Here is a 24,402-nt window from a genome sequence, read left to right on the forward strand (position 1 = left end):
TCCGACGCGAGACCCGGTCAGGACGCCGTCCCGACGCGGGACGAAGCCCCCGCGGGGGACGGTGATACGGCCCCGGCGGCCCGGTCCCGGTGGAGGTCCGCGATGAGGCGCCGGCCGAGGCGGATGCTGGGCCGCTCGACGAAGCGATGGACCGGCGCCGCGCAGGCCACGGCCACCAGCATCGCCGCGGCGATCAGCGCGTGGCCGTGGCCCGTGAGCCCCACGGACCGGGCGGCGGCGCTCACCGCCTCCTGCGCGATCGGGCCGAACAGGTAGAGGCCGTAGCTCAGCGCCCCCAGCCAGGCGAAGACCGGCGCCTCGATCCGGCCGCGCGTGGTCATCAGGGCGAACAGCCCGAGGGCCGCCCAGTAGGTGGCGGTGTAGCGGTACCACGTCTCGCCGAATCCGAGATCGCGCCCGTAGGCCAGCACCGAGACGACCGGGACGGCGAGAACGATCAGGGCCAGGACGCCGAGGGCGGCGCGCCGCGCCTCCGCCTGCCCCTCGACGTGCCAGCGGCGCCAGAGGGTTCCCCAGAGCATGATCGCCAGGGCGAGGGGGAGCGCCACCGGGAGGGCCTTGCCGAGCTGGTGGCGGGCGACCGCCATGAGGATGGCCGCGCCCAGCATCGCCACGGCGGCGCCGGCGACGCCGCGCGTCCGCTGGAGGAGCCCGGCGCAGAACAGCAGCACGCAGAGGCCGTAGAAGATCAGCTCGATCTGCAGGGTCCAGTACAGGCCGATGACGTTCTCGATCCCGGCGAATTGCTGGAGCATCGTCAGGTTGGCCAGCACGGTCGCCACCGGGATGCCGCGGCCCGGCACGACGTAGAAGGCGTAGATCCCGAGCGGAATCGAGAGCCAGTAGACCGGATAGAGGCGGAAGAACCGGCTGATCGCGAAGTCCCGGACGGGGGTCCGGCTGCGCCCGTCGAGCGAGTAGGGGACCACGAAGCCGGAGACGGCGAAGAACATCACCACCGCCACCTTCCCGAGATCGATCCACTGCGTGAGCGCCACGAACAGGACCGACTCGATCCCCGCCCCTGCCTGGCCGGTCTTCAGCAGGTGATCGGCGACGTGGAAGTAGATGACCGCCAGGGCGGCCAGGCCGCGGATCGTATCGATATAGCCGAGCCGTGTGCCGCGCATCGCTCCACCCGTGCAACCGGAGGGTCGGGCTGCATCGTGGGCAGCGAACCGGTCCGGGCACAGTAAATCGGTTCCCTGCACCGTGACGGGCGAATCGATGTTCATCCCCGAAACTGTATCGGGACGGTTAAGAGCGCCGGGCGAGATCCCGTCCATCGATCGCATCGCGGGCGGGATACGGGACCGGCCCCGACCGGGGGGCGACGATGCTCGCAGATCGGTTCGGGACGGCGCGACAGGCCCCCCCCCTCTTCTGCACGGGAGAGAGGGCCTGTCGCGCCGCGTCATGAGCCGCGTGCCTTGAACCTGTGTAGCCCGTAGGCGTGCGGGGAGAGGGAGACACGCGGCGGACGTTGTGTGACTCTCGTCGCCCCCCGGACGCGGCCCCGCGTCGCGTCCCGCGGTGCAGGCCGATCCATCGCCGCTGGGGCGTTGGTCACCGCGCCGGAACCGGCATCTCGAAAGGTCTAACGCCGCATGCGCCTGCGCTCCGATTTCTGGGTCTCGGCCCATCTGCGCCGCCTCGGCGTCGCGGGCGTCCCGGCGGTGCTGCGCCGGCGCGGTTCGCCGGAGGCGGGGGCGATCTTCGTGAAGGTCGACCGCCTCGACGGCAGCGCCGATCTCTACGGGCCGGCGCCCCAGGCCCTGTTCGAGGCGGAGGAGAGCGGGGATCGCCGCTTCGCCGCCATCGTCACCGGCGGCAGCCCGCTCGACGTGGAGGAGCGCCTGACCAAGGAGATCCGATTCGATTCCGACCTCTGGATCGTCGAGATCGACGACCGCCAGGGCCGCCATTTCCTGGACTTGGCGGAGTGATATGAAGGCCCGCTGACCGCCTCTGCGCGTCCAGCGAAGCGATCCCGTGGCACCCCGGCGACCGGTGTCGGGCCGCCCCAGGTTACTTCGCCCCAGGTTACTTCGCTGCGCTCGTGATGACGGAGTGGATGGCGCGACACCGCTCGGCGTCGCGCCCGGCCCGCACGCGACGGGATCCGTCAGCCCTCGATGATGCGCTCGTCGAGCTTGCGGTCGACGGTCGCGACCGTGCGGTCGATCTCGGCGCTGGGCTCGCCGAGCTGATGCGAGATCAGCTTCACCAGCAGATCGACCCGCTCGATGTAGGGGGCGCCGTTCGCCACCGCGCGGGCGGCCGAGGACGGCTTCAGCAGGCTCTCGGCAGCCTTGGCGTATTTCTCGAACGGCACCTGATCGGCCGGGTCGGCACCGAGCTTCCGGGCGATCCCGTCGACATGCTCGTAGATCGCCCGCGAGCGGGCGAGATCGCCGTGCACGGCGTCGTGGATCGATTGCGGCTCGCCCGGGGTGATGCAGCGGTAATTGCCGGTGAGCAGCATCGACCACTTCGCCAGCGGCACGAACAGCGAGTCGAACACCTTGAGCTTCACCGGCACGTCGTGCCCGTCGAGGCGGACGGCGTCGATATCGGCCTCGAGCTCCCGGAGCAGCGCGTTGTGGCCCTCGTCCGCGAAGGTCGCGGCCTTGAAGTTCGTCGGCAGCCCGACATGGAGGACGTTGGCCTCCTCCTCCGGGGGCCGGAACGCCTGCGGATCGGGGGAGCAGAGCGTCACCAGACCCGGCTCGAACCGGTCCCAGACGCCGGCATTGGTGTAGGCGTCCTCGAGATCCATGGCGGCGAGCCCCGGGATCCGCTTGAGGTAGGGCAGCGGCGGCATGTTCATGATCGACAGGCACGGCAGCTTCGCTGCCGCGATCTTGATCATCAGCACGCGGATCGTGTGGTTGTTGTATTGCGGCTCCTGCATGGCGAGGCCGACGAGGTCGTAGCGCGCCACGTCGACGTCCTCCGGCGGCATCGCGTCGACCTTGCCCGGCAGGTCGCGCGAATGGATCGACCGGTGCTCCTTCTCGTCGCGGAGCTTGATCCGGACCTCGGTGCCGTCGCGGTTGATCAGGTCGGCGGTCTTCCTGCGGCAGACCAGGGTCACGTTGTGACCGGCCATCAGGAGCTTGGTGCCCAGGAGCGAGCCGTAGGAGGCCCCCAGGATCAGGATGTTCTTGGCCATGTCGGTCCTCCCCAGCATATTGGTTTTGCTGTTGTTGTCGGGCTGCCGGGGTCCTGGGCGTCGACGCTCGGCCCCATCGCTTGACCGATGGATGGCAGCGGGGCGGGGAGAAGGCAAGCCTTCTGGTATACCTGATCCCAACCTGCTCCGATGTCCGATCGGACGATGGGAGACGCGGGTTCGGAGACGCTCGGATGCCTCTCGGATGCAAAGAACGCGGCGCGGGTCCCCTCCCCCGTACGAGCTATGATGTTCACAGATCGCTGGCCGAGGTGTTCTCTCCTCCCCGCACGGGCGAAGGGCGACACACGTTCAAGGCACTCGGCTCATGACGCAGCGCGACCGGCCCCCTCTCCAGTGCGGGAGAGGGGGTCTGCGGCGCTCCGTCATCGAGGCCGTGCCCAGACCGGTTGATCCGCCGGTCAGCGCGATCCCTATCCCCACAGTTCCGGCGTCGGCGGATGCATCAGGCTGCCCTCGTAGCGCAGCGGCGGCGCGCGGTCGCGGGCGAGCAGCAGCGGACCGTCGAGATCCACGAACTCGGCCCCCTCGGCCAGGAGCGCCGCCGGCGCCATGCCGAGCGAGGTGCCGAGCATGCAGCCGACCATGATCGCGAGGCCCCGCCCCTTCGCCTCCCGGGCGAGCAGCACCGCCTCGGTCAGGCCGCCGGTCTTGTCGAGCTTGATGTTGATCGCGTCGTAGCGCCCGGCGAGCGCGTCGAGGCCGGCGCGGTCGTGCAGGCTCTCGTCGGCGCAGACCGGGACCGGATGCGGGATCCCGGCGAGCAGCGCATCGGCGTCGGCCGGCAGCGGCTGCTCGATCAGCGCGACGCCGGCCCTCAGGCAGGCGTCGAGGTTGGCCTCCACGGTCTCCGGCCGCCACGCCTCGTTGGCGTCGACGATCAGCCGGGACTCCGGCGCGCCGGCCCGGACGGCGGCGATCCGCTCCGGGTCCCCGGTCCCGCCGAGCTTCACCTTCAGGAGCGGCCGGTGGGCGGCCTTGCGGGCGGCCTCGCCCATGCTCTCCGGCGTGCCGAGGCTCAGCGTGTAGGCGGTGATCGCCGGCCGGGGTTCGGGCAGCCCGGCGATGGCCCAGGCCGGGCGGCCCTGGAGCTTGGCTTCCAGGTCGAACAGCGCGCAGTCGAGGGCGTTGCGCGCCGCCCCCGCCTTCATCCGCGTCATCAGCTCGTCCCGGCCGATCCCGGCCGCGATGGCTTCCCCCTGCCCCTCGATCAGCGCGACCACGCTCTCGACGCTCTCGCCATAGCGGGGATAGGGCACGCATTCCCCGCGCCCGACGCCGTTCTCGTCCGTGATGGTGGCCACCACCACGGCGATCTCGGTGCGGCTGCCGCGGGAGATCGTGAAGGCGCCGGCGATCGGGAAACGCTCCACCGAGAGGCTCAGGCGGCGGCCCATGTCAGGCCTCCGGGAAGTCGGCGACGATCCGGTCGACCAGCCCGGCGACGCCGAAGCGCACCGGGTCGGTGGCGGGCAGGCCGTGCTCGGACCCGAGCGTGTCCAGGAGGGCCCGGGCCTCGTCCTCGGCGAGCGCCTGCGTGTTCACCGCGATGCCCACCGGCTTGATCCCCGGGTTGGTCAGGCTGCCGAGCTGCACGGTGAGGTCGATGACCTGCCGGATCGTCGGCAGCGGATGCTGCACGCCGCGCATCGTCGTGCGGGTCGGCTCGTGGCAGACCACGAAGGCGTCGGCCTGGGCGCCGTGCAGCAGGCCGAGACTCACGCCCGCGAAGGACGGGTGGAACAGCGAGCCCTGCCCCTCGATCAGGTCCCAGTGATGCGGGGCGGCCTCCGGCGAGATCGTCTCGACCGCGCCGGAGATGAAGTCGGCCACCACGGCATCGATGGCCACGCCCCGGCCGGAGATGAACACGCCGGTCTGGCCGGTGGCGCGGAAATCCGCGTCGAGGCCGCGCTCGCGCATGCCCCGCTCCAGGGCCAGCACGGTGTATTTCTTGCCCACCGAGCAGTCGGTGCCCACGGTCAGCAGGCGCCGGCCCGCGCGTTTCGTGCCCTTGCCGGTGGGGAAGCGCTCGTCGGTGTGGCGCACGTCGTGGAGCTGGCGGCCGCGCCGGGCCGCCGCCTCGGCGATGGCCGGCACCGCGCCGAGCTTGACGTGCAGGCCGCTCGCCACGTCGAGGCCGGCCTCGATCGCCGCGACGATCTCCTTTACCCAATGGTCGGGCAGCACGCCGCCGGCGTTGACGACGCCGATCACCAGGGTCCGGCAGCCCTTGGCCAGGGCCTCCGGCAGGGTCATGTCGGGGATGCCGAGATCGGCGGCGCAGCCCGGGAGCCGCATCTGGCCGATGCACCAGTCCGGGCGCCAGTCCTTGATGCCGTAGGCGGTCTTGGCCGCCAGCGTGTCGGGCACGTCACCCAGGAACATCAGGTAGGGCGTGGCGATCTGCATCGGACGGGACACCTTCTCGGGAGGCCGGCGCCCCGTCTATGCGGGATCTGGCCCGTCCGGCGCAATGCACGATGGCGGCCAGGACGGTGGACCGGGCCGCCATTCGGCGCATGCCGGCACCGCGCCCGAGCCGGAGACCCCGCTGGGGATGCGGTCGCGCTCGGGCGGACCGCCCTCATCCCGGCGGCAGGCGGACGCCTCGCTCAGGCGGCGCGTCGTCGCCCGGCCGCGGCCTCGTCCGCCACCCGCTCGACCGGGGCGAGGACGCCCGTCGGCCGGACCATGCCCTCGGCCCCCGCCAGCGCACCCGGACGCAGTTCGAGCCCGAGGAAGCGCGCGCGCTCGAACGGCCCCGGCAGGGTCAGCGCCTCCGCCAGCGCCCCCGCGAAGCCGAAGCGGGCGTAGTAGGGCGCATCGCCGACCAGCAGCACGGCGCCGTGGCCGAGGGCCTCCGCCCGGCCCAGCGCGGCCTGCATCATCACCGAGCCGAGCCCCTGGCCCTGGATCGCCGGATCGACCGCGAGCGGCCCGAGCAGCAGCGCCGGCCGGGCGAGCCCGGCCTCGACATGCCACAGCCGCAGGGTGCCGACGAGCCGGCCGGCGCGGGTCGCCGCGAAGGCGAGGCCGCGGGCCGGCAGCCGTCCCTCGCGCAGACGCTCCGAAGTCTTGGCACGTCGATTGCCGGCAAAGCACGCGTCGAGCAGGCGCTCACGCGCCGGGACGTCGTGGCCGTGCTCCGCGCGGATCTCGATCATGGCTGTGCCCTCCCCGGGCCGGCATGCGGGAGAAGCGATGGATCGTCTCGGCAGGCCATCGGGCCTGGCCGTCGCGTCCTGAGAAGCGACGGCGGCCCTTAACGCCGCATGACCGCAGGATGGTTCCGGACGAACGGAATCCGTGCGTCCACACCCTGCCGCGGCCCACCCACCGGGAACGGTCCTGGATGGAGGCCGCCCGGAGCATCCCGGGCGGCCGGCGCGATCAGATCACGATCTGCTGGAGGGGCGGGAAGCCGTTGAAGGCCACCGCCGCGTAGGTGGTGGTGTAGGCGCCTGCCCCCTCGATCAGCACCTTGTCGCCGATCGAGAGCGAGACCGGCAGCGGGTAGAGCTGCCGCTCGTAGAGCACGTCCACCGAGTCGCAGGTCGGCCCGGCGATGACGCAGGGCTCGGTCTGCTCCCCGTCCCGCGCGGTGCGGATCGGGTAGCGGATCGCCTCGTCCATGGTCTCGGCCAGCCCGCCGAACTTGCCGATGTCGAGATAGACCCAGCGCACCTCGTCGGCCTGCGCGGACTTCTTCGACACCAGCACCACCTCGGCCTCGATCAGGCCGGCATTGCCGACCATGCCGCGGCCCGGCTCGATGATCGTCTCGGGGATCCGGTTGCCGAAATGCTTGGTCAGGCCGCGGAAGATCGCCTCGCCGTAGCTCTCCACCCCCGGGACCGCCTTGAGATACTGGGTGGGGAAGCCGCCGCCGAGATTGACCATCGACAGGCCGATGCCGCGCTCCGCGCACTCGTGGAACACCGCCGCCGCGGAGCCGAGCGCCCCGTCCCAGGCCTCGGTGTTGCCCTGCTGCGAGCCGACGTGGAACGAGATGCCGTAGGCCTCGAGCCCCTGGCGATGGGCGTGCTCCAGCACGTCCGCGGCCATCTCGGGCACGCAGCCGAACTTGCGCGACAGCGGCCAGTCGGCGCCGGCGCCGTCGCACAGGATGCGGCAGAACACCCGCACCTCGGCGGCCGGCACGCCCACGGTCTCGGCGGCCCGGGCGATCTTCTCGACCTCGGCCTGGCAATCGACCGCGAACAGGCGGATGCCGAGCGCGAGGGCGCGGCCGATGCAGCGCTCCTTCTTGATGGTGTTGCCGAAGGAGATCCGGTCGGCGGTGGCGCCGGCGGCGAGCACCATCTCCATCTCGGCCACCGAGGCGGTGTCGAAGCAGGAGCCCATCTCGGCGAGCAGGCGCAGCACCTCGGGGGCCGGGTTCGCCTTCACGGCGTAGAACACGCGGGTATCCGGCAGGGCGCGGGCGAAGGCGGTGTAGTTGTCGCGCACGACATCGAGGTCGAGGACCATCACGGGCCCCTCGTCCTGACCGAGGTCGCGGCGCACGCGCAGGTAGTCACGGATGCGGTCGGTCATGGTCGTCTCCCGGCACGGGTTCGCGTGCGCCCTTCGCGGGGCGCGCTGTCGAAGGTGACGGCCTGACAGGCCGCCGGCGTCAGGGGGCGAAGCGTCGCGCAGACTCACGCGGTGTGGAGACGCGTGCATCCGTGCGGGCGCAGGGCACCCGGAAGCTGCCGTGGATTGGAAGGGAGGACCCCCACCGCACGCCGGGCAAAGAGAAACAAGCCTCTTCGGTGCCGGCCTTTGGAGGGCCGACGAGACCAAAAAAGCCCGTTCGTCGTTGCTTTAAGCTGCGTCCCCCGTGGAGAGCGGGGTTCGCCGGTTTCGCCTCCGGCTGCCGGTTGTTGTCGGGGTCCGGTGTTGCCACCTGGATGCCGGCCGTAGGGATCCACCCTTGCGACCATCGATCCTTTAAGACCCCTGGCGGCTGTCCGGCAGTTGACCGGATGCCCACCAACCGACACGCGGCCACAGGCACGTGCGAAATTGGGCAAGCGGCATATACGGGGCCGCCCCCGTATCGGCAAGGGCAATACAACCTGCAGCAGCCGCTTTTCAGCCGGAAATCCACCCCCCGGGCCGCCCGTTGCAAAAACGGCGCATCCCGGGGGGCCGGGCGGGCTTCCCAAGCGGGGCGGAAGCGGGCATCTGACGGCGAGCGTGGCGTATGCAGGCGGGTGAGCGATGGGCGGGGCGAGCAGATCCACCGCGACGGCGCGGGCGTGAGCGCCCCGATCCGCCACGCGGTCGCCGTCGATCTCCCGGAGCCGGTGATCCGCGCCGCCACGCTCGCCGACCTCGACGCCCTCGTCGCCCTGGAACACGCCGCCTTCGCCACCGACCGGGCCGAGCGCCGGGCGATCCGCCACGCGATCCTGTCGCCGACCATGGACGTCCTGGCGGCCCTGCTCGACGTGCCGGACGGCGCCCCGGATCCGGTGCTCGTCGGCGCCGCGGTGCTGGAGCGGCGGCGCGGCAGCCGCATCGCCCGCCTGGCCTCGATCGCGGTCGCGCCGAACCGCGGCGGCCTCGGGCTCGGCGGAAAGATCCTCGACGCCGCCGAGGCGCAGGCCCGGGCCCATGGCTGCGACCGCCTGCGGCTGGAAGTACGGGCCGACAACGGCGCCGGCATCCGCCTCTACGAGCGCCGGGGCTATGTCCGCTTCGCGGTGCGTCCCGACTATTACGAGGACGGCATGGAGGCGTGGCGCTACGAGCGCGCGCTGTAGCACCGGGTCCGCGCGTCGATCTCCGGCGCCTGGGAACGCACAGTGCGCGCAATGGCGAGCCCGCTGCGGGCGATCGCGCCGGCGGCCGCCGTCAGGATCGCCGCCATCAGGCCGGACACCGTCTCGTTGGCGCCGACCGCGCGCCGCGTGCCCTCCCGGATCCCGGCGACCCGGGCGGCGCTGTCGTGCGTGGCCTTCGCGGTCTGTTCGGCCAGCATCTTCACCTCGGCCGCCACCACGGCGCGGCACGGACGCTGCAGGATTGTTCATCCGCGGAAGGGCGGAACATCCGCCGCCTTACGGATGCAAAGGGCTTTGGATCAATAATACTGATCTCAATTGCTGGATATCAATATAAATTCCGGATACTTGAAGTATGTACTGCAATTTACGATCAGAACGCAAAACGCTATGCTTTGTTTAGACATCGTGCTACGCTGGTATTTCAACTCTTTGCACAATATGAACGAAGCGACAACCACTGTGTGCTAACAGAGTGCCGAATTCAATTTCAATGCGCCCTTGCGTCGAGGTCTGAACATGCGTCTTCCAAAAGGAGTTTCGATCCGCACGACGATGTGCCTCGTCCTGAGCGCGATGGGCCTCATCGTGCTGAGCTACGCGACGATCGCGCTGATGGAGGTGCATGGACAAGCCCGGGAGGCGGCCAGGGTCGGGACCCTGACGCAGGTGAGCCGCACCGCGCTCCAGGGTCTGCTGGCGACGCGCCTCGCGCGCGGCATCGCCCTTCAGGGCAACGCCAGCGAAACGCCCCTCGATGCCGCGTCGGTGTCCGACTTCGAGACGAATGACCAGCGGGTCGACAGCGCCGTCGTGCACATCGCGACGCTCCTGCGGGACCAGGATCTGCCCTCCGTCACGGTACCGCTCGGCGAGCTCCAGGCGGCCCGGGCGGCGCTCGCGGCCCTGCGCCCCCGCCTCGCCCAGGGCATCCGCCTCCCCAAGGCGCAGCGCGCGGCGGCCCTGCCGGCCGATACCCGGACGGCCTGGCAGGCGATGCTCGACGCCCTCGGCGCCACCGCCGACGCCGTCGATGCCGCGATTCCCCTGTCCGACCCGGTCCTGCGCCGGAACCTCACGATCAAGCGCGCCGCCTGGGCGCTGCGCATGGCGAGCGGGGATGTCGGCACGCGCATCCAGTCGACCCTCGCGGCCGGCACGTCGTGGTCCCTGGCCGAGTCCATGGCCGCGTCCAGGGAACTCGGCCGGATGGAGGCGGCGTGGCAGCGCGTGGCCGCAAGTGCGTCGGAGATCTCCGAGACCGTCCGGGCCGCGATGCAGAGCGCCAAGGCCCATAATTTCGAGGGGCCGACCCTGGCGCGCCGTCAGGCCTTGTTCGATGCGTTCAGTCAGCACACGCCGCCCGGCATCACCCTCTTGGAATCGCGGACGCGCAACACCGCCGACCAGCAGACGATCGTGGACCTCGCCTCTGTCGCCCTCGACGAGCTGATCACCCGCGCCGGCACGCTCCAAGGCCAGGCCGAAGCGGCGCTGCTGCGCAATGCCGGGGCGTTGCTCGCCTCGCTCCTGCTCGTCGGCCTGGGCCTGCTCGCGGTCTTCCGCGGGGTTCTGCGGCCGATCGGACGGATGACCGCGACGATGCGGGCGCTGGCGGACGGGGACGCCACCGCCGAGGTGCCCTTCCGGGACCGCCGCGACGAGATCGGCGCGATGGCCGCGGCCGTCCAGGTCTTCAAGGACAACCTGCTTCGCACCCGTGCCCTGGAGGCGCAGGCCGAGCAGGCGCGGCGGGCCACCGACGCGCAGCGCAAGGCCGGGATGCGCGAGATGGCCGAGGGCTTTCAGCGGACGATCGGGAGCATCATCGGCCGCGTCGCCGACGCGGCCACCGCGCTGCAGGCGACGGCGCGGACCATGAGCGGCGTCGCGGCCGAGACCGCCAGCCGGTCCACCACGGTGGCGGCCGCCGCCGAGCAAGCCTCCAGCAACGTCAACACAGTCGCGGCGGCGGCCGAGGAGCTCGGCACCTCGGTCCGGGAGATCGGCCGTCAGGTCGAGGGTTCGGCGGACCTCGCGAAGGCCGCGGCCGACCAGGTCGACCAGACCGGCGCCCTGGTGCAGGAGCTGAACAGCGCCGTCAGCCGGATCGGCGACGTGGTCGGGCTGATCTCGTCGATCGCCGGCCAGACCAACCTGCTGGCGCTCAACGCCACGATCGAGGCGGCCCGCGCCGGCGCGGCGGGCCGCGGCTTCGCGGTGGTCGCCTCCGAGGTGAAGGCGCTGGCCGAGCAGACCGCCAAGGCCACCGGGGAGATCGCCGGGCAGATCGCCCGGGTCCAGGGCTCGACGGCCCAGGCCGTGTCGGCGATCGGCGCGATCACGACCCGCATCCAGGAGATCAACGGCGTGGCGACCTCGATCGCGGCGGCGGTGGAGGAGCAGGGCGCGGCCACCCAGGAGATCGTGCGCAACGTCGGCCAGGCGGCGCAGGGCACCGGCGCGGTGACCAGCACCATCGTGGGCGTCGCCGGGACCGCCGAGGAGACCGGCCGGGCGGCGGGCCAGGTCCTCGACGCCGCCTCGGCGCTGTCGCGCCAGTCCGAGCACCTCGAGGCCGAGGTCGCCCGCTTCCTCGACACCGTCCGGGCCGCCTGACCGGCACGCGGGCGCCGGGCCGACCGGCCCCCGCCCCGTTCCCGCCCCGTTAAAGGAGTCTTACACGTCCGGCCCTACCGTGCCGACACCGTCCCGAAGCCCCTCGACGCTCATGAGTTGCCGTCCATGGCCGTGATCGCCGCCTTCATCATCAATGCCGGGCTCAACTTCGTCCTCGGCCTGCTGATCGCCAAGCTGCTCGGGCCGGCCGATTTCGGCCGGTTCGCCCTGGCGACCACCGGGGCGACCGTGCTCAACACGGTGCTGTTCGAGTGGCTGCGGCTCTCGGCGACGCGCTTCTACTCGGGGCGGGTGCGGGTCGACGAGCCCTGGATCCGCCACGGGCTCGACCGGGCCTATCTGCGCATCGGCCTGCTGCTCTTCGCCGCCGCCGCCCTGTGCGGGGCCCTCGGTCTCGGCGACGGCGCGGACGGGCACGCGGCGGTGCTGTGCGGCACCGGGCTGGCCGCCCTCGGCATCGGCGTCTTCGACTATCACGCGGCCCTCGCCCGGGCGCGGTTCGACGGGAAGCTCTATCTCGGCCTCGTCGCGGTCAAGAACGTCCTCGCCTTCGCCCTGATGGCGGCGGCCGCATGGTGGCTGCCGCAGCCCGCCTGGGTGCTGGCCGCGGCCGGGCTCAGCCAGTTCCTCGCGGTTCTCCTGCTGCGCCACCCGCTGCGCGACCCGCGCACGCCGTTCGAGCGGCCGCGCCTGTCGGCGACCTGGGGGGTCTTCGCCCGCTACGGCCTGCCGCTGATCGCCGCCAACACCGCCTATCAGTGCCTCGCCTTCGTCAACCGGGGCGCCGTCGCGGGCCAGGCCGGCTTCGCGGAGGCCGGCTACTTCGCCCTGGCGGCCGACGTCACCGCCCGCGCCCTTATGACGCTCGGCACCGCCCTCGACCTGCTGCTGTTCCAGCTCGCCGTCCAGGCCGAGGAGCGGCACGGGCGCGCCGCCGCCGAGGCGCAGGTCGCCGGGAATGCCGGCATGGTGTTCGCGCTGCTGGCGCCCTGCGCGGTCGGCTTCTGGGCCGTGCTCCCGGCGCTCCAGGCGCTGGTGGTGCCGGACGCCTATCGCGGCCCGTTCGAGAGCTACAGCGTCGCGCTGATGCCGGGCCTGTTCTGCCTGACGATGATGTTCTACGCCCTCAACCCGGTCTTCCAGATCCGCCGCCGGACCCTGCCGGTGATCGCCGCGGCCCTGGTCGGGCTCGCGGTCAACGGCGCCGGCCTGCTGGTCCTGCCCGACCGGATGGGCGGGATCGGGGTCGCCCTGGCGCAGACCGCCGGCCTCGCCGCCGCCGCGCTTTGGCTCGGCGGGCGGGCGCTCACGGGCCCGCAGCGCATCCGCCTGCCCTGGGGCGGGATCGGGGCGGCGTCGCTGGCCTGCGCCGCGATGGGCCTGACGCTAGCGCCGTTCCGCCACCTGCCCCCGGCCACCGCCCTGGCGGTGCTGGTCCCGGCTGGGATGGCCCTCTACGGGGCGCTGGTCTGGATCTTCGACATCGCGGGCCTGCGCCGCCAGGTCGGCGCGCGCCTGCATCCGGCGCGGGCGGTGGCGGCGGAATAGCCGTCCCGGCCGCCGCGGAGAAAAGCCCGCCGCTGAAAGCCCCGGCCGGCCCCGCGACGCCGCCCCCGCTTGAATCCGGTCGCCGTTCCGGCGACACCCGTCCTGGAACGGATACAAACAGCACCGGGACGGAAACGATGGGCGTCTACGAGCCCGAGACCGAGGCGCAGGCCGGGGCGATCGTGCGCGACGCCGCCGGGCGGGGCGCGCGCCTGCGGCTCGAAGGCGGCGGCACCGCGGCGGGGCTCGGCCGGCCCGCGCAGGACAGCGACACCCTCTCCGCCCGGGCGCTGACCGGCGTCACGCTCTACGAGCCCGCCGAGATGGTGGTGGCCGCCCGCGCCGGGACGCCCCTCGCCGAGGTCGAGGCGCTGCTCGCCTCCCGGGGCCAGATGCTGCCGTTCGAGCCTATGGATTTTCGCGGCCTCTACGGCACCGGCGGCGAACCGACCCTCGGCGCCGTGGCGGCGATCAACAATGCCGGCCCGCGCCGGATCAATGCCGGGGCGGCCCGGGACAGCCTGATCGGCGTGCGCTTCGTCAACGGCCGGGGCGAGGCGATCAAGTCGGGCGGGCGGGTGATGAAGAACGTCACCGGGCTCGACCTCGTGAAGCTGATGGCCGGCGCCCACGGGACGCTGGGGCTGCTCACCGAGGTGACCTTCAAGGTCCTGCCGGTGAGCGAGCGGGTCGCCACCCTGGTGTTCTCCGGCCTCGACGATACCCGCGCGGTGACGGCGCTGTCGGAGGCGCTGGGCTCGCCCTTCGAGCTGACCGGGGCGGCGCACCTGCCCGCGGGGATCGGCGCCCCGGAGGCGCGGACGCTGATGCGCTGCGAGGGGTTTTCCGACTCCATCGCGTACCGGACGGGGGAGCTGCGCCGCCTGCTCAAGCGCTACGGCCAGCCGGAGATCGTGGACGGCGCGGCCGGCGCCGCCCTCTGGCGCTCCGTGCGCGACGTCGACCCGCTCGCCGAGCCCCGGGACGCCGCCCTGTGGCGGATCTCGACGGCGCCGACGCGCGGGCCGACCCTGGCGGCGGCGGTCGCGGCCGAGCGGGACGCGCGCTGGTTCTACGACTGGGGCGGCGGCCTGATCTGGCTCGCCACCGGCGCCGACGGCGATGCCGGCGCCGGGCCGGTGCGGAAGGCGGTGCAGGCCCAGGGCGGCCACGCCACGCTGGTGCGCGCCCCCGACGCGGTGCGCGCCGCCGTGCCGGTGTTCCAGCCGCTCGCCGAGCCGTTGATGCGGCTCGGCGCGGGGATCAAGGCCGCGCACGATCCCGCCGGCGTGCTCAACCCGGGCCGGATGTACGCGCAGGTGTGAGGTTCATCCCCTCCCCCCTGCGGGGAGGGGCCAGGGGTGGGGGTGGTGCAGGAGGCACCGCAGCGCTCGATCCTGAGCCACCCCCACCTCCCACTCCTCCCCGCAAGGGGGAGGAGAGCAGGCAGGAAGAGACCGTGCAAACCAACTTCGCCCCCGCCCAGCTCGCCGACCCCGCCATGGCGGCCTCGGAAAAAATCCTGCGGACCTGCGTGCATTGCGGCTTCTGCACGGCCACCTGCCCGACCTACCTGCTGCTCGGCGACGAGCTCGATTCCCCGCGGGGCCGGATCTACCTGATCAAGGACATGCTGGAGGGCGGCAAGCCCGCCTCGCAGGAGGTGGTCAAGCATGTCGACCGCTGCCTCTCCTGCCTGTCCTGCATGACCACCTGCCCGTCGGGGGTGCATTACATGCACCTGGTCGACCATGCCCGCGCCCATATCGAGACGACCTTCGCGCGCCCGGCGGATGACCGGTTCCTGCGCGCCGTGCTGGCGCAGGTCCTGCCCTACCCGGGGCGATTCCGCCTGGCGCTGATCGCCGCCAAGCTCGGCGCCCCGTTCCGTGGTCTCGTGGCGCGGCTGCCCCGGGTCGGCAACCGGCTCGCCGCCATGCTCGACCTCGCCCCGGCCGGGAGGCCGCCCCGGGAGCCGACCAACCGGCCCGGCCGGTTCCCGGCGACGACCGGGACGGCGGGACGGCGCGTCGCCCTGCTGCGCGGCTGCGCCCAGAGCGTGCTGCGGCCGGACTTCAACGCGGCGGCGATCCGCCTGCTCAACCGCCACGGGATCGAGGTGGTCCATGCCCAGGAGGGCTGCTGCGGGGCGCTGACCCACCACATGGGCAAGGAGGCCTCGGCCCACGCCCACGCCAAGCAGACGATCGACGCCTGGGACGCGGAGATCGCCAAGGGCCTCGACGCGATCCTGGTCACGGCCTCGGGCTGCGGCACGACCATCAAGGATTACGGCTTCATGTTCCGCGACGACCCGGCCTATGCCGAGAAGGCGCGGCGGGTCTCGGCGCTGGCCAAGGACGTCACCGAGTACGTGGCCCTGCTCGACCTCGCGCCGGTCGTCGAGAACGACCTCGTGGTTGCCTACCACTCGGCCTGCTCGATGCAGCACGGCCAGGGCATCCGCCTGGAGCCCAAGACCCTGCTCAAGCGCGCCGGCTTCACCGTGAAGGACGTGCCGGAGGGCCATATCTGCTGCGGCTCGGCCGGGACCTACAACATCCTGCAGCCGGAACTCGCCGGGAAGCTGCGCGCCCGCAAGGTCGCCAACATCGAGCGCATCCGCCCCGACGTGATCGCCACCGGCAATATCGGCTGCGCCACGCAGATCGGGAAGGGTACCGGCATCCCGATCGTCCACACGGTGGAACTGCTCGACTGGGCGACCGGCGGCCCGAAGCCGGCGGCGCTCGCCGGGGTGGCGCCGCGGCTCGCGGCGGCGGAGTAACGCATCGGCGAACGACGCGCGCGCCGACCTAAGCCCACCTCCGCGCGGGCCCATCGCCCGTGACAGCCCCGTGACATCTATTCACGCTTGACCCTTGCCAAATCCGCGCGGCGGTCTGTAATGATACCGACCCCTCTCCGGTCCCGCCGGTCGCCGCAACGGCCCGCGGACGTGGCCGAATTCCTCGCGAAAACGGCCGCGGCGTCGCGGCGGGCCCTGTCGTCCCGTCTGGCGGCGACGGGTCTCGCCCCCGATCGGGCAGGTGTCGCACGACGCGGCGGAGATCCTCCGTCGCACCCCAGGAATTCACGGCCGGTCCCGATCCGGCCGAGATTGTTTCGCGAGGTCGGAACCAGGATGGACGGAAGCACGGCCCAGCATGGCGCTGCGCGTGCCCCGGAGGCGCAGGACCTGCGTCGCACCGGTCCGTCCGCCCACCCGGCCTGTTTCAACCCCAGGCGCCCAGGGCGCCGAACGGCGGTTGACGGCAATTTCCCCTCGAACCCAGCCGCCTCGGCGACGAGGCCGGCGCCATCGGCGACCGCATTCCGGTCGTGCGAGGCGCCGCCGGGACCACGGGCACGGAGAACGACGTCGGCCGCCATGCCGAGAGTCCGACATGGCCAACAAAATGCTGATCGACGCGATGCACCCGGAAGAGACCCGGGTCGTCACGGTCCAAGGGTCTAGGGTCGAGGAATTCGACTTCGAGGCCGCCAACCGGCGCCAGCTGCGCGGCAACATCTATCTCGCCAAGGTCACCCGCGTGGAGCCGTCGCTCCAGGCGGCCTTCGTGGAGTATGGCGGCAACCGCCACGGCTTCCTGGCCTTCAACGAGATCCACCCCGACTACTACCAGATCCCCCTCGCCGACCGGCAGGCGCTGCTGGAGGAGGAGGCGCGCGACGCCGAGGAGCACCGCGAGCGCGAGGAGCGCCGCCGCCGGTCGCCGCGCCGCTCCCGGGGCCGCCGCGCGGAGGCCCGCGTCCGCGGCACCGACGAGACGGTGAGTGCCGAGGATCCGCACGCGGCGCATCCGGCCGAGGATCACGGGGCGGATCACGGCCAGGGTCATGACGCGGATCACGGGGCGGACCATTCCGAGACCCCCGCCGAGACCCCCGCCGAGGCCGGGATCGCCCCCGCCGGCATGCCCGACGCCCTCGCCGAGAACCCCGAGGCGGTGCAGGAGGCGCTCGCCTCTGAGACCGAGGCCGGGGACCTCCCGGAGACACGGGCGGAGCACGCCGCCGATCCGGCCGCCGAAGCGCGGCCCGAGCACTCCGCGGCCGAGCCCGACGACGCGGTCGAGCCCGAGGCCCGGATCGCCGTCGCGGAGGCGCTGACCGTGGCCGACGCGCCGGCCGAGACCGTGGCGGAGGATGCCGCGGAGGCGTCGGGCCGCAGCGGTCCGGCCACCGGCGAGGCCGACGAGCTGTCCGACGAGGACGAGCCCGAGGAGGACGAAGACGACGAGGACGAGGACGACTCGGAGGACGACGAGGACGAGTCCGACGAGGATGAGGATTCGGACGAGGAGTCTGACGAGGAGTCGGACGATCCCGACGCCGAGCCGCGGATCGCCCAGATCGGCGGCAACGGCGATGCGCTGGCCGAGATCCCCGAGCGGCCCCGCCACTACCGCCGCCAGTACAAGATCCAGGAGGTGATCAAGCGCCGCCAGATCATCCTGGTGCAGGTCGTCAAGGAGGAGCGCGGCACGAAGGGCGCGGCGCTCACCACCTACCTGTCGCTGGCCGGCCGCTACTCGGTGCTGATGCCCAATACCGGCCGGGGCGGCGGCATCTCCCGCAAGATCACCTCGGCGGCCGACCGCAAGCGCCTCAAGGAGGTCGTGGCGGACCTGGAGGTGCCGGAGGGGATGGGCGTGATCCTGCGCACCGCCGGCGCCTCGCGCTCCAAGCCCGAGATCGCCCGGGACTTCGAGTACCTGATGCGCCTGTGGGAATCGGTCCGGGAGCTGACGCTCACCTCGATGGCCCCCGCCCTGGTCTACGAGGAGGGCTCGCTGATCAAGCGGGCGATCCGCGATCTGTTCAACAAGGATCTGGATGAGGTTCTGGTCGCCGGCGAGGAGGCCTACGCCGAGGCCAAGGACTTCATGCGGATGCTGATGCCCGGCCAGTCCAAGGTCGTGAAGCCCTATCGCGATTCGACCCCGATCTTCGCCCGCTTCGGGGTCGAGCAGCAGCTCGACGCGATGTTCTCGACCCACGTCTCGCTGAAATCCGGCGGCTACCTGGTGATCAACCCGACCGAGGCGCTGGTCTCGATCGACGTGAACTCGGGCCGCTCGACCCGCGAGCACGACATCGAGGACACCGCGCTGCGGACGAACCTGGAGGCGGCCGAGGAGGTCGCCCGCCAGCTGCGCCTGCGCGACCTCGCGGGCCTGATCGTCATCGACTTCATCGACATGGAGGAGAAGCGCAACAACCGCGCCGTCGAGAAGAAGCTCAACGACTGCCTGAAGAACGACCGCGCCCGCATCCAGGTCGGCCGGATCTCGCCCTTCGGCCTGATGGAGATGAGCCGCCAGCGCATCCGCACCGGCGTGCTCGAATCGTCCTCGATCCCGTGCGTGCATTGCGGCGGCTCGGGCTACGTGCGCGCCACCGCCTCGGTGGCGTTGCACATCCTGCGCTCGATCGAGGAGGCGCTGCTCAAGTCGGCCTCGCACAACCTCGTGCTGCGCACCCGCACCGAGGTCGCCCTCTACATCCTCAACCAGAAGCGCGGGCACCTGCGTGAGCTTGAGGTCCGCTTCGGCGTGACCATCACGATCGCGGCCGACGAGCGGTTGGCCGCCACCGCGGCGTTCCAGCTCGACCGGGGGGAGACGGCCCAGCGGGCGGAGGGCCCCGTCACGGGGGTGCGCGCCCAGGCGATCTCGCCCACGACGGAGCTCGAGGACGAGGAAGAGGAGATCGACGAGGCCGAGGCCGAGGTCGGGGTCGAGGCCGAGGCGGAGCCCGAGGGCGACGCCGAGGAGGGCCGCACCGAGGCGCGGGAGGACGGGACCCGCGACGAGGGGGACGGCCGCCGCCGCCGTCGCCGCCGCCGCCGGCGTGGCGGCCGCGCGGACGGCCGCGCGGAGGACGGCCGGTCCGAGGAGGAGCAACAGGACGGGGCGCGTCCGGACGAGGACGGCCGGGACGAGGACTGGGACGGCGAAGAGCCGGCCCGGACCGAGGAGCCCGTCGGCGAGACGGCCGAGGCCGCCGTCGCGGCCGGGAGCGGGACCGCCGACGAGACCGCCGCGGGCCAGGACGAGGCCGTCCCGGCCGAGGACGAGGGCGGCCGTCGCCGTCGCCGCGGACGCCGGGGCGGACGCGGGCGCGGCGAGGGCCGCACCCGCGAGGCCGCCGAGACGGAGGACGCCCCGACCTCCGCCGAGGACGTCGTCGCCCTGTCGGCGGAGGAGCCGGTGAGCGACCGGGCCGTGGCCGAGGTCGTGGAGGCCGCGCCCGCAGCCGCCCGCGGCGAGACCGCGGTGGATCTGCCGGTGGCCGCGGCGCCGGAGCCGGACGCCGCCGAACACCCTGCGGCGAACGGGGCCGCCGAGCCGGCCCCCGAGGCCGCGGTTGAATACGCGCCCGAGCCGGTCGCGGTCGTGCTGACGCCGCCGGCCGACCCGGACCGGCCCAAGCGCGCCGGCTGGTGGTCCCGCACCAAGGCCGCGCTGACGGGCGAATGAGCACCCGCGCCCCCGGATCGGTTTCGGTCCGGGGGCGCGGCACCGGGCCGACTTCGGCGCCGGACAGGCGCGCCGCAGCGCCAGCCGACCCGATAATCTTAAGGCCAATTTGAAGATTTGATGCCATTCTGCGCACCGATTCGATTGCCGGAGCGCGTTTCATGTTCAATTTGCGCCTCAAACGCCGAGGTGCGGGGCTTCCTGCCGTAGCGGAGGCCGGCCCGGCGGTGATCGTCGCCGCGGCGCCGGCCGCGCCGGATCCGCGCCCGGAACCGGAGTTCTCCGTGAGTCGGGACTGGCAGGCCCTCCTGGCGCGGATGTCGGCCGCGGCCTCGGATGCCGGGACCTCGATCGGCTGGATGACCAACGATGCCACCGGCACCGCCGAGCAGACGCGGCTGATCGCGGCCGCGAGCGAGGAACTCGCCGCCACCACGGGGGAGATCGCCGCCCGCTCCACCTCGGCCGCCGAGACCGCCGAGACGGCCCGCGCCGGCATCGCCACCTGCGTCGGCGACCTGCAGCGCGCCACCGAGGGGATGCGCGGCATCGAGGAAGGCACCGAGGAGATCGGCAGCCGGCTCGACAGCTTCTCGACCGCGGCCCTGCGGATCGAGGAGATGGCCGGCACCATCGCGGCGATCTCGGCCCAGACCAACCTGCTGGCGCTGAACGCCACGATCGAGGCGGCCCGGGCGGGCGAGGCCGGGCGGGGCTTTGCCGTGGTCGCCGCCGAGGTGAAGACGCTGTCGGCGCAGACGGCCCGCGCGACCGACGAGATCCGCGCCCGCGTGGCCGGCCTGCGCGAGGAGATGGCGGCGATGCAGGCCGCGGTCACCCGCAGCCGCAACGCGGTCGAGGCCGGGTCCGGCGCCATGATGCGGGCCAATGCCCGCGTCGAGGCCGAGAGCGGCGCCGTCGCCAACGTCGCGGCGCAGATGCGCGAGGCCGCCGAGATCCTGAACCAGCAGATCCAGGCCACCGGCGACATCGCCCGCACCGTCGGCCAGATCGCGGAGGGCACCGACAAGGCGCGCCGGGAGATCGGCGACGCCCTCGGCCAGCTCGAGCAGATCGAGGATCTCGGCCGCACCCTGCTCGATCAGCAGACCCGGCAAGGGGCGGAGCAAGGGACGGAGGCGCGCGTGATCCGCCTCCCGGCCGACTGCGCCCTGTGGCGCCGCGCCATCGCGGCGACCCTGGTGGGGATGCGCCCGGCGGACACGCCGCCGGCGGCCGTTCCCGCCGATCCGGCCCGGCCGGCCGCCGTGGAGGTGCCCCTGGCGCAGGCCCGGGAGCAGGCCGCGGCGATGATCCGCCACGTGCGCGCCCAAGCCTGGGACGAGGCGACCGCGGCCTTCATCGCCTTCGAGGCGGCCATCAAGGACGTGGGGAAAGCGGTCGCCGCGGCCTGACGCGGCAGCTCAGCCGTCGATCAGGCGATCGAGCCGCAGGCGGGTGATCTGCGCGACCTCCTCCAGGGCGGTCTCCATCTCGGCCGCCCGATCCCGGCCGAGGCGGGCCTCGAACGCGGCCAGGATCTCGGCCCGTCCGCGCCCGCGCACCGCGATGATGAACGGGATGCCGAACCGGGCGCGATAGGCGGCGTTCAGGCGGTCGAAGGCCGCCGCCTCGGCCTCGCTCATCCGGGCGAGGCCGGCGCCGTCCTGCTCGCGCGCCGAGTCGTCCGTCAGGCTGCGTGCCCGCGCCTCCGGGCCGGCGAGTTCCGGATGGCCGTTGAGGAAGGCGAGCTGCGCCGCCGCGGGGGCGGACCGCACCGCCCGCATCATCGCCGCGTGCAGGTCGGCGACGCTGGCGAAGGGCCGCGCGGCCCAGGCGTCCCGCGCCACCCAGGCCGCGTGCTCGAACACGCCCCCGAGGCGGGCTTCGAAGGCGCCCGCATCCATCCGGTTGACGGCGGCGAGGTCGATCACGGCCTCAGCTGCCGCGATAGGTGGTGAAGCTCCCGGGCGCGCACAGCATCGGCACATGGTAATGCTGGGCCGGGTCGAAGATCGCGAAGCGCACCACGGGGTCGTCGATGAAGATGTCGGCCTGCGCGGTGCCGGGCCGGCGCCGGAAATAATCCTCGACGTGGAAGGCCAGCTGATACTGGCCGACCCGGGCCTCCTCGGGCGCCAGGATCGGCTGGTCGGTGCGGCCGTCCGCGTTCGTCACGACGCTCTTCACGAGCCGCCACGTCTCGCCCTCCAGGACGGAGAAATCGATGCGGATCCCCGCGGCGGGGCGGCCGCGATCGGTGTCGAGGACGTGGGTCGAGATGCCGGCCATAAGTCGATGTCCTGACGGTCGGGGGATCGAGGTCAGCTGCCGCGATAGTAGGAATAGCCCCAGGGCGTGAACAGCACCGGCAGATGGTGGCGCTGGCCCGCGTCGCGGATCCGGAAGCGGATCGGCACGCGGTCGAGGAAGTTCGGGCTCGGCAGGCTCACGCCGCGGGCGGCGAAATAGGCCGCGACATGCATCAGCACCTCGTACTGGCCGACCCGCAGCGCGGCATCGGCGAGGAGCGGCTCCGCCGGCCGGCCGTTGGCGCCCGTGACCACGCTCTTGATCGGCGTGAGGGTGTCGCCCTCCCGCCAGGCGAGGTCGCAGACCATGCCGGCGGCCGGCGTCCCGTGGAAATTGTCGATGGCGTGCAGCGTCAGGCGCGGGCCGAGACCGGCCTGCGAGACCGGCGCGACGGCGAGCGGGCCGGGCTGGCCCGGAGACGCGGGCGCCGGGCCGGCCTGGGCCAGCGCGCCGCCGGACGCGGCGGCCGCGGCCCCTCCGAGGCCGAGGCCGGCGAAGTGGCGGCGTGTCAGAGCAGGTGTCTCCACGGCGGGCTCCCGTCACGCCGCCGGCCGCGCCGACGATCGCTCACGGAGCTCCGGGAGGCAAGGGACACGCCAGGATCGGCACGGCGCCAGGGGGCGGATCTTGGGGGGGGCGCATCGCAGGTCACGGGTCACGGCATCGCGGGACGTGCAACCGCCCGGAACAAGGGTTCGGGCTGGCCCCGCGATACGGCGTAGCCCTAAGCCCCCGGCCCGTTCGCGGCGGCGCGCCGCGCGCGCTCCTTGCGCAGTTCCCGCTCGGCCAGGAGCCAGAACTCGATCTCGAATCCCTCCGGCCGGTGGTTGCGCTCCCACAATTCGTAGGCGCGCTCGCGGATCTGCTCGAAGGGGATGGTGTCCGGCGCCGGGGCCGGGGGAGACGCGGTCTTGTCGTCGGACACGGACGATGAACCCGAGGCGTGAGGCGGGTGCTCCGGAGCCGAGGGCCCCGGAGGCGGATGAACGTCGGACGTCACGGCGACGCCGCCGGCCTCCTCACATGGCCGGCTTGTCGAGATAGGCGGCCACGCTGGTGATCCGGCTCCCGACCATCGTGACGGCCTTGCGCAGGCGCTCCTCGCTCACGCCGAAGCGCTGGGCCCAGGCCTCGCGCATGGCGCGGTCGTAGATGTCGATATGCGTCTTGCCTCTGGGTTCGGTGGACATGCTGCGCGTCCTGATCTGTGCCTGCGCCGCGGCGGTGCCGGGCCATCTGCTGAGACAACCGAGCGTCACCGCCTTCGGTTGCCGAGCCGGGCCCGGGTCGATGCGGGCCTGTGGACGGATCAGGGCCCGGGCGTCGCCGGCCGCGGGACGGGCGCGCGCCGGGGCTCGGACGGCTCCGCCTCCGGCCCGACCCGGGCGGCCACGAAGGCGGTCAGCAGCGGCACCAGCAGCGCCGAGACGACGACGCTCGCCGCCACCAGCACGGTGGCGGGGCCGGCGGCCTCCGCGTAGGCGGGGTTGGCGGCCGCGATGATCGCCGGCACCGCGGCGGCGTTGCCGGCCGTGGAGGCGGCCGCCACCCCGGCGACCCCGTTGCCCCCGGTGAGCCGGTCGGCGACGAACAGGACCGCGCCCGTGACCGCGACCACCGCCGCGCCGAGGCCGATCCCGAGCAGGCCCGCCTGCCAGATCTTGCCGAGGTCCAGCCCGAACCCGAGCGCGAAGGCGAAGAACGGGATCATCACCGGGGCGGCCCCCGACAGGAAGGCGCGCATGTCGCGGTCGAGGTTGCCCAGCACCATGCCGACCACCAGCGGCAGGATGCTGCCCACCAGCGTCGGCCACGGGAAGGCGGAGAGGCCCGCGAGCCCGAGGGTCACCATGGTCAGGAACGGGCCGGATTCGAGGCTCATGATCGCGTAGGCGCCCGCGTCCTTCGGGCGGCCGAACTGGCCCATCAGGGCGAGGTACAGCCCGCCATTGGTGTCGTTCATGGCGGCGACGATCGCCAGGGTCGAGAGCCCCGCGAAGGCCCCGCCCACGATGGGCGCCTCACCCAGGACTTGGCCGAAGACCACGCCCAGGATCGCCGCGACGCCGACCTTGGTGGCCAGCAGGACGCCGCCCTTGCGGGCGATCGCCGGGGTGGCGCGGAAGTCGATGCCCGCGCCCATGCAGACGAAGAACACGGCCAGGATCGGCAGCGCGCCGTTGAACAGCGCCCCGGTGAACGAGCCGAAGAAGGTCGCGGTGTTCGGGAACAGCGTGTGGAGGATCGCCCCGAGGAAGAGCGGCACCACCATCAGGCCGCCGGGGACGCGCTCCAGCGCGCGCTTGATCGGAATCTGCATGGGCCGCCCTCCGGTGCGGCCCCTGTCCCGAGGCCGGCACCCGCACATCCCCCCGGCGCCAGC

Annotated in this window: 21 protein-coding genes; 8 read left to right on the forward strand and 13 right to left on the reverse strand. The window is 72.7% G+C overall.

The window, feature by feature from the left end; all coding sequences use genetic code 11:
- Positions 1–17 precede the first annotated feature (17 nt).
- On the reverse strand, positions 18–1,151 hold the full coding sequence (locus AC3IF1_RS02130) for an acyltransferase family protein (protein ID WP_489215478.1): 1,134 nt from the start codon (positions 1,149–1,151) through the stop codon (positions 18–20).
- Between the two features lie 477 nt (positions 1,152–1,628).
- On the opposite strand from AC3IF1_RS02130, the gene AC3IF1_RS02135 reads away from it, so the two are divergent.
- On the forward strand, positions 1,629–1,967 hold the full coding sequence (locus tag AC3IF1_RS02135) for a DUF1491 family protein (protein WP_489215480.1): 339 nt from the start codon (positions 1,629–1,631) through the stop codon (positions 1,965–1,967).
- A 179-nt stretch (positions 1,968–2,146) separates the two neighbouring features.
- Here the strand turns inward: AC3IF1_RS02135 and AC3IF1_RS02140 are convergent, their stop codons facing one another.
- From AC3IF1_RS02140 to AC3IF1_RS02160, 5 genes are all read right to left on the reverse strand, one after another.
- A complete protein-coding gene (locus AC3IF1_RS02140) occupies positions 2,147–3,196 on the reverse strand; it encodes a ketopantoate reductase family protein (RefSeq protein ID WP_243970102.1) in 1,050 nt (349 codons plus the stop codon).
- A gap of 434 nt (positions 3,197–3,630) precedes the next feature.
- Positions 3,631–4,614: an N-acetyl-D-Glu racemase DgcA gene (gene dgcA, locus AC3IF1_RS02145; RefSeq protein WP_489215483.1), complete on the reverse strand. Its 984-nt coding sequence runs from the start codon at positions 4,612–4,614 to the stop codon at positions 3,631–3,633.
- Position 4,615: 1 nt separating this feature from the next.
- Positions 4,616–5,629 carry an N-acetyltransferase DgcN gene (dgcN, locus tag AC3IF1_RS02150; RefSeq protein WP_489215485.1) on the reverse strand — a complete coding sequence of 338 codons (1,014 nt, stop codon included), beginning with the start codon at positions 5,627–5,629 and terminating at the stop codon, positions 4,616–4,618.
- 203 nt (positions 5,630–5,832) lie between these two features.
- A complete protein-coding gene (locus AC3IF1_RS02155) occupies positions 5,833–6,384 on the reverse strand; it encodes a GNAT family N-acetyltransferase (protein WP_243970098.1) in 552 nt (183 codons plus the stop codon).
- A 226-nt stretch (positions 6,385–6,610) separates the two neighbouring features.
- Positions 6,611–7,777 (reverse strand): type III PLP-dependent enzyme, encoded by a 1,167-nt coding sequence (locus AC3IF1_RS02160; protein ID WP_489215488.1) that lies wholly within the window; start codon positions 7,775–7,777, stop codon positions 6,611–6,613.
- 707 nt (positions 7,778–8,484) lie between these two features.
- Here AC3IF1_RS02160 and AC3IF1_RS02165 point away from each other — a divergent pair.
- The gene (locus tag AC3IF1_RS02165; RefSeq protein WP_243970094.1) at positions 8,485–8,991 is read left to right on the forward strand and encodes a GNAT family N-acetyltransferase; all 507 of its coding nucleotides are present in this window, start codon (positions 8,485–8,487) and stop codon (positions 8,989–8,991) included.
- Here AC3IF1_RS02165 and AC3IF1_RS02170 read toward each other — a convergent pair.
- Positions 8,973–9,209 carry a hypothetical protein gene (locus AC3IF1_RS02170; RefSeq protein WP_489215490.1) on the reverse strand — a complete coding sequence of 79 codons (237 nt, stop codon included), beginning with the start codon at positions 9,207–9,209 and terminating at the stop codon, positions 8,973–8,975. The two genes, AC3IF1_RS02165 and AC3IF1_RS02170, sit on opposite strands and share 19 nt — an antisense overlap.
- Before the next feature lie 358 nt (positions 9,210–9,567).
- Between AC3IF1_RS02170 and AC3IF1_RS02175 the strand changes: the two genes are divergently transcribed.
- The 6 genes from AC3IF1_RS02175 (at position 9,568) to AC3IF1_RS02200 (ending at position 21,121) form a co-directional block, all read left to right on the forward strand.
- Complete coding sequence (locus AC3IF1_RS02175; protein ID WP_243970091.1) at positions 9,568–11,631, forward strand: methyl-accepting chemotaxis protein; 2,064 nt, start codon at positions 9,568–9,570, stop codon at positions 11,629–11,631.
- 126 nt (positions 11,632–11,757) lie between these two features.
- Positions 11,758–13,200, forward strand: a complete 1,443-nt coding sequence (locus tag AC3IF1_RS02180; RefSeq protein WP_489215493.1) for a lipopolysaccharide biosynthesis protein — start codon at positions 11,758–11,760, stop codon at positions 13,198–13,200.
- Positions 13,201–13,337: 137 nt separating this feature from the next.
- Positions 13,338–14,525 (forward strand): FAD-binding protein, encoded by a 1,188-nt coding sequence (locus AC3IF1_RS02185; RefSeq protein ID WP_489215495.1) that lies wholly within the window; start codon positions 13,338–13,340, stop codon positions 14,523–14,525.
- A gap of 134 nt (positions 14,526–14,659) precedes the next feature.
- Positions 14,660–15,988, forward strand: a complete 1,329-nt coding sequence (gene glcF / locus AC3IF1_RS02190) for a glycolate oxidase subunit GlcF (RefSeq protein ID WP_243970086.1) — start codon at positions 14,660–14,662, stop codon at positions 15,986–15,988.
- 619 nt (positions 15,989–16,607) lie between these two features.
- Entirely contained in the window at positions 16,608–19,706 is a 3,099-nt protein-coding gene (locus AC3IF1_RS02195; RefSeq protein WP_489215498.1) for an Rne/Rng family ribonuclease, read from the forward strand.
- Between the two features lie 161 nt (positions 19,707–19,867).
- Positions 19,868–21,121 carry a methyl-accepting chemotaxis protein gene (locus AC3IF1_RS02200; protein WP_489215500.1) on the forward strand — a complete coding sequence of 418 codons (1,254 nt, stop codon included), beginning with the start codon at positions 19,868–19,870 and terminating at the stop codon, positions 21,119–21,121.
- A 9-nt stretch (positions 21,122–21,130) separates the two neighbouring features.
- Here the strand turns inward: AC3IF1_RS02200 and uraD are convergent, their stop codons facing one another.
- The 6 genes from uraD to AC3IF1_RS02230 form a co-directional block, all read right to left on the reverse strand.
- Positions 21,131–21,640 carry a 2-oxo-4-hydroxy-4-carboxy-5-ureidoimidazoline decarboxylase gene (uraD, locus tag AC3IF1_RS02205; protein ID WP_489215502.1) on the reverse strand — a complete coding sequence of 170 codons (510 nt, stop codon included), beginning with the start codon at positions 21,638–21,640 and terminating at the stop codon, positions 21,131–21,133.
- Positions 21,641–21,644: 4 nt separating this feature from the next.
- Positions 21,645–21,998 carry a hydroxyisourate hydrolase gene (uraH, locus tag AC3IF1_RS02210; RefSeq protein ID WP_243970078.1) on the reverse strand — a complete coding sequence of 118 codons (354 nt, stop codon included), beginning with the start codon at positions 21,996–21,998 and terminating at the stop codon, positions 21,645–21,647.
- A gap of 32 nt (positions 21,999–22,030) precedes the next feature.
- Positions 22,031–22,546: a hydroxyisourate hydrolase gene (uraH, locus tag AC3IF1_RS02215; protein ID WP_489215505.1), complete on the reverse strand. Its 516-nt coding sequence runs from the start codon at positions 22,544–22,546 to the stop codon at positions 22,031–22,033.
- 197 nt (positions 22,547–22,743) lie between these two features.
- The gene (locus tag AC3IF1_RS02220) at positions 22,744–22,944 is read right to left on the reverse strand and encodes a DUF2934 domain-containing protein (protein ID WP_243970075.1); all 201 of its coding nucleotides are present in this window, start codon (positions 22,942–22,944) and stop codon (positions 22,744–22,746) included.
- Between the two features lie 94 nt (positions 22,945–23,038).
- On the reverse strand, positions 23,039–23,209 hold the full coding sequence (locus AC3IF1_RS02225) for a DUF3606 domain-containing protein (protein ID WP_243970073.1): 171 nt from the start codon (positions 23,207–23,209) through the stop codon (positions 23,039–23,041).
- A 119-nt stretch (positions 23,210–23,328) separates the two neighbouring features.
- Positions 23,329–24,339, reverse strand: coding sequence for a 2-keto-3-deoxygluconate permease (locus tag AC3IF1_RS02230; RefSeq protein ID WP_489215508.1), 1,011 nt, complete (start codon positions 24,337–24,339; stop codon positions 23,329–23,331).
- Positions 24,340–24,402: the final 63 nt, after the last annotated feature.

This window comes from Methylobacterium sp. E-012 (assembly GCF_057836545.1).

Excerpts from the sequence above, each read along its gene's own strand:
- AC3IF1_RS02230 (WP_489215508.1), bottom strand. The coding sequence starts at position 24,339 with ATGCAGATTCCGATCAAGCGCGCGCTGGAGCGCGTCCCCGGCGGCCTG.
- AC3IF1_RS02195 (WP_489215498.1), top strand. The coding sequence starts at position 16,608 with ATGGCCAACAAAATGCTGATCGACGCGATGCACCCGGAAGAGACCCGG.
- AC3IF1_RS02140 (WP_243970102.1), bottom strand. The coding sequence starts at position 3,196 with ATGGCCAAGAACATCCTGATCCTGGGGGCCTCCTACGGCTCGCTCCTG.
- AC3IF1_RS02130 (WP_489215478.1), bottom strand. The coding sequence starts at position 1,151 with ATGCGCGGCACACGGCTCGGCTATATCGATACGATCCGCGGCCTGGCC.
- AC3IF1_RS02225 (WP_243970073.1), bottom strand. The coding sequence starts at position 23,209 with ATGTCCACCGAACCCAGAGGCAAGACGCATATCGACATCTACGACCGC.
- dgcN (WP_489215485.1), bottom strand. The coding sequence starts at position 5,629 with ATGCAGATCGCCACGCCCTACCTGATGTTCCTGGGTGACGTGCCCGAC.
- AC3IF1_RS02170 (WP_489215490.1), bottom strand. The coding sequence starts at position 9,209 with ATGCTGGCCGAACAGACCGCGAAGGCCACGCACGACAGCGCCGCCCGG.
- AC3IF1_RS02175 (WP_243970091.1), top strand. The coding sequence starts at position 9,568 with ATGTGCCTCGTCCTGAGCGCGATGGGCCTCATCGTGCTGAGCTACGCG.
- AC3IF1_RS02160 (WP_489215488.1), bottom strand. The coding sequence starts at position 7,777 with ATGACCGACCGCATCCGTGACTACCTGCGCGTGCGCCGCGACCTCGGT.
- uraH (WP_243970078.1), bottom strand. The coding sequence starts at position 21,998 with ATGGCCGGCATCTCGACCCACGTCCTCGACACCGATCGCGGCCGCCCC.
- AC3IF1_RS02185 (WP_489215495.1), top strand. The coding sequence starts at position 13,338 with ATGGGCGTCTACGAGCCCGAGACCGAGGCGCAGGCCGGGGCGATCGTG.
- AC3IF1_RS02135 (WP_489215480.1), top strand. The coding sequence starts at position 1,629 with ATGCGCCTGCGCTCCGATTTCTGGGTCTCGGCCCATCTGCGCCGCCTC.
- AC3IF1_RS02180 (WP_489215493.1), top strand. The coding sequence starts at position 11,758 with ATGGCCGTGATCGCCGCCTTCATCATCAATGCCGGGCTCAACTTCGTC.
- dgcA (WP_489215483.1), bottom strand. The coding sequence starts at position 4,614 with ATGGGCCGCCGCCTGAGCCTCTCGGTGGAGCGTTTCCCGATCGCCGGC.
- AC3IF1_RS02200 (WP_489215500.1), top strand. The coding sequence starts at position 19,868 with ATGTTCAATTTGCGCCTCAAACGCCGAGGTGCGGGGCTTCCTGCCGTA.
- AC3IF1_RS02155 (WP_243970098.1), bottom strand. The coding sequence starts at position 6,384 with ATGATCGAGATCCGCGCGGAGCACGGCCACGACGTCCCGGCGCGTGAG.